The following is a 7,832-nucleotide window of genomic DNA, read 5'->3' as shown; positions in this document are numbered from 1 at the left end:
CAACCCCTAAATTTCAGGATTTTTTCTCTTCGAACCCCGGAGACTCTGTGAAGTTGTTCACATGTTCCGTGTCGATGGAGGCGCATTATAGGGAGTTCTCAGCAGGCCGCAATAGGTATTTTCGACAAAAACGATCGTTTGCTGCATTCCACAGCAAAACCCGGCCTTATACCTTGTTGTACACAAACTTATCCACAGAACGCATTTGAACGGAAAATTTACGAGCGCCACGCAAACGTTTTCGCTACAATTCCCCGCGACGAAACGCTCCCCTTTTAATGGGGGCGTTACCTGAATCTGTGCCTGCTTGCCCCTTTATATAGAGAAAAACCTTTCTTTATAGAGAGAAGAAGGTGGAAATTCACGTAACGCTCTTTTATTGCGACTTCAAAGCCAAGGGATAAAACCATGCAACAACCTCGTCCAATCCGCCGGGCCCTGCTCAGCGTCTCTGATAAAGCCGGAATCGTTGAATTCGCCGAAGCGCTTTCCCAGCGTGGCGTTGAATTGCTCTCCACCGGTGGTACTGCCCGCCTACTGGCAGATGCCGGCCTGCCTGTTACCGAAGTTTCCGACTACACCGGCTTCCCGGAAATGATGGACGGACGAGTAAAGACTCTGCACCCCAAAGTACACGGTGGCATTCTTGGCCGCCGCGGCCAGGACGATGCCATCATGAGCCAGCATGACATCAAGCCGATCGATATGGTGGTAGTAAACCTGTATCCGTTCGCCCAGACAGTCGCTCGTCCGAACTGTTCACTGGAGGACGCTGTCGAGAACATCGACATCGGCGGGCCAACCATGGTGCGCTCCGCGGCCAAGAACCATAAAGATGTCGCCATCGTAGTAAAGAGCAGCGACTACGCCGCTATTATTACCGAGATGGATAACAACGACGGTTCGCTGCAATACGCCACCCGTTTTGATCTGGCGATTAAAGCCTTCGAACACACCGCTGCCTACGACAGTATGATTGCCAACTACTTCGGCGCACTGGTTCCGGCCTACCACGGTGATACCGAGCAGCCTTCCGGCCGTTTCCCTCGGACGCTCAACCTCAACTATATTAAGAAGCAGGATATGCGTTACGGTGAAAACAGCCACCAGCAAGCTGCCTTCTATATAGAAGAGAACGTTCAGGAAGCCTCTGTCGCTACCGCGGAACAGCTACAAGGTAAAGCGCTGTCCTACAACAACATCGCCGATACCGATGCCGCACTGGAGTGCGTGAAAGAGTTTGCCGAGCCCGCCTGCGTGATCGTCAAACACGCCAACCCATGTGGCGTAGCAATCGGCGACGATATTCTGGCGGCCTATGAACGCGCCTATCAAACCGACCCTACCTCTGCTTTCGGCGGCATCATTGCTTTTAACCGCGAACTGGACGCCGCTACCGCGCAAGCCATTATCAGCCGTCAATTTGTAGAAGTGATTATCGCGCCAAGCATCAGTCAGGAAGCCCGCTCACTGCTGGCTGCAAAACAAAACGTCCGCGTCCTGGCCTGTGGTCAATGGCAACAACGCGTTGCCGCTCTCGACTTCAAACGTGTCAACGGTGGCCTGCTGGTGCAAGATCGCGATTTGGGCATGGTCAGTGAAAGCGATCTGCGCGTGGTATCCGAACGCCAGCCAACGGCGCAAGAACTGCAAGATGCGTTGTTCTGCTGGAAAGTCGCCAAGTTTGTGAAATCCAACGCTATCGTTTATGCCCGTGACAACATGACGATCGGCATAGGTGCCGGCCAGATGAGCCGTGTTTACTCAGCCAAGATCGCCGGGATCAAAGCCGCTGACGAAGGTCTGGAAGTCAAAGGATCCGCGATGGCATCTGACGCTTTCTTCCCGTTCCGCGATGGCATTGATGCTGCTGCAGCCGTGGGCATCCGTTGCGTGATCCAACCAGGCGGTTCGATCCGTGATGATGAAGTGATTGCCGCTGCCAACGAGCACGGTATCGCGATGATCTTTACCGACATGCGCCACTTCCGCCATTAATCCCTTTTGCCGCGTGCGCGACGGCGCACGCTTAGCGTGGAGCACCTGATGAATATTTTGATTATCGGCAACGGTGGGCGTGAACACGCACTTGCCTGGAAAGCCGCTCAGTCACCCTTAGCAGATAAAGTCTATGTTGCACCGGGTAACGCCGGTACCGCTCTGGAAAGCAATTTGGAGAACGTCGCGATCTCCGCTACCGATATCCCGGCCCTGCTTGCCTTTGCCCAGAGCCACGATATCGGTCTCACCATTGTCGGGCCGGAAGCACCGCTGGTGATTGGCGTGGTTGATGCTTTCCAAGCCGCCGGTCTGAAAATCTTTGGACCGTCCCAAGCTGCAGCACAATTAGAAGGCTCCAAAGCCTTCACCAAAGATTTTCTGGCCCGCCATAATATCCCAAGCGCCGAGTACCAGAACTTTACCGAGGTTGAGCCAGCGCTAGCCTACATACGCAGCAAAGGTGCCCCTATCGTCATCAAGGCCGATGGCCTGGCTGCTGGCAAAGGCGTGATCGTTGCCATGACGCTGCAGGAAGCAGAGGACGCGGTACAGGACATGCTCGCCGGGAACGCATTTGGCGATGCGGGCCACCGCATCGTGGTCGAAGAGTTCCTCGACGGTGAAGAGGCCAGCTTTATCGTGATGGTCGACGGTGAGAACGTGGTGCCTATGGCTACCAGCCAAGATCATAAGCGCGTCGGCGACGGCGATACTGGCCCCAATACCGGTGGTATGGGGGCCTACTCCCCGGCACCTGTCGTCACTGATGAGATCCACCAGCGCGCCATGGACCAGGTTATTTGGCCAACCGTACGCGGCATGGCAGCGGAAGGCAATACCTACGTTGGCTTCCTGTATGCGGGTCTGATGATCTCTGCCTACGGTCAGCCTAAGGTAATTGAATTCAACTGCCGCTTTGGCGATCCAGAAACCCAACCGATTATGTTGCGTCTGCGTTCCGATCTGGTTGAGCTGTGTCTGGCCGGTGCGGAAGGCAAGCTGGATGAGAAAACGTCTGAATGGGACGAACGCCCTGCGCTAGGCGTAGTGCTGGCCGCCGGTGGTTACCCAGGTGATTACAACAATGGTGATGTTATTCAAGGTCTGCCGCAACAGGAAAGCGCCGACGGTAAGGTGTTCCATGCAGGTACTCGCATGCAGGGCAATGACGTGGTGACCAGTGGTGGGCGTGTACTGTGCGTAACCGCACTCGGTGAAACGGTAGCGCAAGCACAACAACGTGCTTATCAGCTGGCGGAGGGTATTCAGTGGCCGGGCAGTTTCTGCCGTAAAGACATTGGCTATCGCGCGATTGCACGCGGCAAATGATCTGAACGCTGAAAATCTCTTGGGCTCCGCAATGCGGGGCCTTTTTTATAGCTGGTCTTCTTTCGGTTCCCAACGACAAAAATCATCGTTTGCCACCAGCAACAACTCACTCCCTTCCGGCGCTTCCAACCAAGCTATATTCACCGGCTGACTGCTGTTGCTGGCACGTCGCGCAATCCATGCTTCGGCACTGCCATCGAGCCCCGGTTTTAGCGTTTGTCCATCGCACGTTTGTACTACGCCCTGCTGCCAATGCCCCTGCAGCAGTTTCACCTTACCGGCGCGCAGCGCATTGCTGACTTCAAGCACTCGTCGCGCCTGATACTGATACAACGCGATTTCGTCTGTGGTCAGTGGTTCACGCCGCGTGGCCAGTTGGCGCTGCATAAAGCTCACGCTACCGTCATCGGCAAAGCGCAATTGGATAGAGTCGCGATCGCCATCAGCGTCGGTACGCTTAATCTGTCGCAGCGTGCCATTTTGATATTCGTAAAGCGTGGTGACTGTACCCGGGCCACGATAAGGGCTATAGACGCTCATCAACACCACTGGGCGATGCTGATCGTCGTCTTTACGCCACAGCCGGACAACACCCTGATCGGCAACATAACCGCTGGCACTAAAGGCAGGAAGATCGGAATGACTGCTGCAGGCGCTCAGGCCACCGGCAATGCCAATGACCATAAGCGCCTGTCGGATAAACAAAAGGGGCGCGATTGCCCCCCTGTTTAATCTTTTCACGAACACGCAGTATTACTTAACTGCGTCTTTCAGTGCTTTACCAGAAACGAACGCAGGCACGTTAGCAGCTGCGATTTTGATTTCTTTACCAGTCTGCGGGTTACGACCAGTGCGCTCGTTGCGGTGGTTTACCTTGAAAGTACCGAAACCAACCAATTGTACTGCATCACCTTCTTTCAGAGACTCAGTAATAGCAGCCAGGGTAGATTCCAGAGCCAGCTTAGCTTGTGCTTTGGAAAGGTCAGCCTTGTCCGCGATTACATCAATCAGTTGAGTCTTGTTCATAAGTTATCCTTACAGTGTGTTTATCGTTTGCAAAGCATCGAGTGCGACGGATATGCCGATGGACAGCACTCCCTGCATACACGCACCGATAGCCACTTTTTTTACGCCCCCCAAATGTAGACCAGACAGGGTGCGGATGTGAAGCCTTAAGGCATGACAAATCAGGCGTTAAATCACGTTTTCTTGCCTTATTGCGTTAAATTTATCCCGATATTACTTACCGCCGCCTCTCGCAGGTCAGAACGCAACCCTTTGATCAGCTCTATATCACGCTCTTCACAGTCAGCCAACAGGCGGAAAATTTCCCATTGGATGTCCCATTCTTCCTCTACCGCAGGCAAAACCTTGAGCTCATCGTCGGTCATTTCTTTACCGGCTTGAGTCATTTCCAGCATCGCCACAGTGCGAATTGACGTTTCACTGATGGCGATGGCGTGCTCTAGCGTCTCCCCGCTGAGTCGCGAATGGATCAGTTCCCCTAATGCAATACAGGCGTCAATCGCCGGGTAAACACCGTAAAGATCGTAATCTTCTGCCGAAGGGATCGCCTCTTCCAACTTCTCCAGTTGGTTGTCAAAGTTGACCTTGGCGTCCTTGACCACCAGCGTTTCCCACACCAAATCCAGAATGCGACGGTAAATCGCCGGATCGCCGAACTCGGTTTGCAGGCAGAACATCTGGTAATTCGGGTACATACGCTCGCACAAACTGGCCATAAAGGTCAAATGTTGCCAGCTTTCAAGTTTTTCCAGACGTAAATGAATCGGGTTACGTAGCATTATTCACTCTCTTACGCGTTATCTGCGCCGCAGTGTAACCGAAATCGGTCATTGCGGCATCTCTGGATGCTGCTGCAACCAGCGCTGGAAGGCCGGTCGGCGCGAGGCGATGGCATCGGCCCAGCGAGTGGGTTCCGGCAAACGGTAACCGGCCATACAACGTTGAACCCAGTCTAGTGCAGTGTCGGCCCCAACGCGGTGGCCAGTGGAAATAAACAGCGGGTTACAGCGTGCTTTACTACGCCACACCCAACCAAGCTGCTCACCGTTGTCCTCCAGCGGTGCCAACGCTCCGGCTGCGGCATCCAAGGGAGCAAATTTACCGCACAGGCGCTTTTTAGCGACACCGATGGTCGGCACGTTGACCAACAGGCCAAAATGGCTGGCAACACCCAAACGGCGCGGGTGCGAGATCCCATGGCCGTCGACAAAAACCAGGTCTGGCTTCTGATGCAATTGCTCCCAGGCGGCAAGCAACGCGGGATATTCACGGAACGATAAAAAACCGGGGATATAAGGCATGGTGGTAGCCACACGGGCCACTTGGTATTCAACCAGCTCCAGCGACGGATAGCGCAGGATGGCGATAGCTGCACGAGTCACCGCCCCCTCCTGCTCAAAGCCCACGTCGGCCCCGGCGACAAAGGCCGGAGGGTCGACCAAAAAATCATCCTGGCGAATGACTTCGGAGGCGCGCAGCAGTTGCTCTGCACGCAGGGTTTGAGTATCAATCACGTCAGTTCCTTAACGATGGTATTTCCCTGATTGCGCGTGGACTGCTTCAATGAACGCACCGGCGTTTTCCGGTGGCACGTCCAAGTGAATACCGTGGCCTAAATTGAACACATGTCCTTCACCCTGGCCAAAGCCCGCCAAAATAGTTTCCACTTCCTGACCGATACGCTCAGGCGACGCATACAGCATGGAAGGATCCATATTGCCCTGCAGTGCTACTTTATCCCCTACGCGGCGGCGTGCATCAGCGATGTCTGTCGTCCAGTCAAGGCCCAAAGCATCACAACCCGTGGCCGCCATGGCTTCCAACCACTGACCACCGCCTTTGGTGAACAACGTGACAGGTACGCGCCGGCCGTCATTTTCACGCAGCAAGCCGTCGACAATTTTATGCATGTAGTGCAGCGAGAACTCACGGTAATCACGCCCCGTCAGCACCCCGCCCCAGGTATCGAATACCATCACAGACTGTGCACCGGCTTTAATTTGGGCATTGAGATACAAAATGACACTGTCCGCCAGCTTATCCAGCAGCAAATGTAACGTGGCTGGCTCGGCGTACATCATCTTTTTCAGTTTGGTAAAGGCCTTACTGCTACCGCCTTCCACCATATACGTTGCCAGCGTCCACGGGCTGCCAGAGAAGCCAATCAGCGGTACTTCACCTTTCAACTCACGACGGATAGTGCGCACTGCGTTCATGACATAGCCCAACTCCACTTCCGGATCGAACGCAGGCAGTTTATCCACATCAGCACGGCAGGTAATCGGCGAGGAAAAACGTGGGCCTTCGCCGGTTTCAAAATACAAACCGAGCCCCATAGCGTCGGGAATGGTGAGGATGTCGGAGAACAGAATGGCAGCATCCAGTGGAAAACGGCGCAGTGGCTGCAGCGTAACCTCACAGGCCAGTTCCGCATTCTTGCACAGCGACATGAAATCACCGGCCTGAGCACGGGTGGCCTTGTACTCCGGCAAATAACGACCGGCCTGACGCATCATCCATACAGGGGTCACATCCACCGGCTGACGTAGCAGTGCGCGCAGGTAACGATCGTTCTTCAACTCATTCATTATGGGGCTCCCTTATTCATCTGCCGGTATTGTAGCGATTTATTGCTCACGGCATAAGGCTACGGTGTCCTCTATCAGACGGCGCGCCACGGTACCGGGCGGTGGCAACAGTGGCAACTGATCGTAGCGGTACCAGCCGGCATTCAACAGTTCTTTGGGGTCGTGACGGAGCTCACCCCGGTGGTAATCGGCCATAAAGGCCATCATCAGCGAATGCGGGAACGGCCAGGGTTGCGAAGTGACATAACGCAGGTTTTTGATTTCAATATTACTTTCCTCCATGACCTCACGGGCTGCCGCCTGCTCGAGCGTTTCGCCAACCTCAACAAAGCCCGCCAGTACGGTATGAATACCACCGCGATGCCGCACGTGTTGTGCCAACAAGATCTCATCATCGCGCCGAATGGCGACAATCACGCAAGGGGCTATCTGCGGGTAGTAACGCTCCCGGCAATGGTTGCACAGGCAGGCGCTTTCGGTACGGCTGAGGTGCATCTCATGGCCGCAGTAACCGCAGTAACGATGAGAACGGTAAAAATCGGCCAGTTGCACGCCGCGCCCTGCGAGTTGAAACAACCCGCGATCGAGGTCAAGCAGTTGGCGTACCGAGCCCATTTCCTGCGGCATTGCATGCCGTACCAACCAGACCGGCAGCCCTTCCCATTCGCCAATAGCGCGTGCCATTCGCCCTTGCAGGGAGAATGATGCCGCAGAACCGCACGGCAGTTCACCGTTCGGTAACCAAAGTTTGCTTTCATGGCTGACGATCCACCAGCCATTTTCATTACCTGTTAATGCAAGTTCCATATCGTTGTTGCACAACCTCAGCTTCACTGGCACTCTACAAATCGGCCTTGTTACATTTTAATAACTTACTGTTACGTTTTA

General features: G+C 54.5%; 8 protein-coding genes. 2 read left to right on the top strand and 6 right to left on the bottom strand.

The window, feature by feature from the left end:
- Positions 1–408: 408 nt before the first annotated feature.
- Positions 409–1,998, top strand: coding sequence for a bifunctional phosphoribosylaminoimidazolecarboxamide formyltransferase/IMP cyclohydrolase (purH, locus tag JOE25_RS25955; RefSeq protein WP_209640462.1), 1,590 nt, complete (start codon positions 409–411; stop codon positions 1,996–1,998).
- A gap of 48 nt (positions 1,999–2,046) precedes the next feature.
- Positions 2,047–3,330: a phosphoribosylamine--glycine ligase gene (gene purD, locus JOE25_RS25950; protein WP_209640459.1), complete on the top strand. Its 1,284-nt coding sequence runs from the start codon at positions 2,047–2,049 to the stop codon at positions 3,328–3,330.
- Between the two features lie 45 nt (positions 3,331–3,375).
- Here purD and JOE25_RS25945 read toward each other — a convergent pair whose 3' ends face one another.
- The 6 genes from JOE25_RS25945 to nudC form a co-directional block, all read right to left on the bottom strand.
- A complete protein-coding gene (locus tag JOE25_RS25945; protein WP_245210110.1) occupies positions 3,376–4,014 on the bottom strand; it encodes a DUF1481 domain-containing protein in 639 nt (212 codons plus the stop codon).
- 69 nt (positions 4,015–4,083) lie between these two features.
- Positions 4,084–4,356: a nucleoid-associated protein HU-alpha gene (hupA, locus tag JOE25_RS25940; RefSeq protein WP_012004757.1), complete on the bottom strand. Its 273-nt coding sequence runs from the start codon at positions 4,354–4,356 to the stop codon at positions 4,084–4,086.
- Between the two features lie 188 nt (positions 4,357–4,544).
- Positions 4,545–5,135 (bottom strand): YjaG family protein, encoded by a 591-nt coding sequence (locus JOE25_RS25935; protein WP_209640455.1) that lies wholly within the window; start codon positions 5,133–5,135, stop codon positions 4,545–4,547.
- A gap of 48 nt (positions 5,136–5,183) precedes the next feature.
- Complete coding sequence (gene nfi, locus JOE25_RS25930) at positions 5,184–5,870, bottom strand: deoxyribonuclease V (RefSeq protein WP_209640452.1); 687 nt, start codon at positions 5,868–5,870, stop codon at positions 5,184–5,186.
- A gap of 9 nt (positions 5,871–5,879) precedes the next feature.
- A complete protein-coding gene (hemE, locus tag JOE25_RS25925) occupies positions 5,880–6,944 on the bottom strand; it encodes a uroporphyrinogen decarboxylase (protein ID WP_209640449.1) in 1,065 nt (354 codons plus the stop codon).
- A gap of 39 nt (positions 6,945–6,983) precedes the next feature.
- Positions 6,984–7,751, bottom strand: a complete 768-nt coding sequence (gene nudC, locus JOE25_RS25920; RefSeq protein WP_209640446.1) for an NAD(+) diphosphatase — start codon at positions 7,749–7,751, stop codon at positions 6,984–6,986.
- Positions 7,752–7,832: the final 81 nt, after the last annotated feature.

Source organism: Serratia sp. PL17, assembly GCF_017832355.1.
In the GTDB taxonomy this organism is placed as follows: Bacteria; Pseudomonadota; Gammaproteobacteria; order Enterobacterales; family Enterobacteriaceae; genus Serratia.
This window is presented reverse-complemented; position numbering and strand designations above follow the sequence as displayed.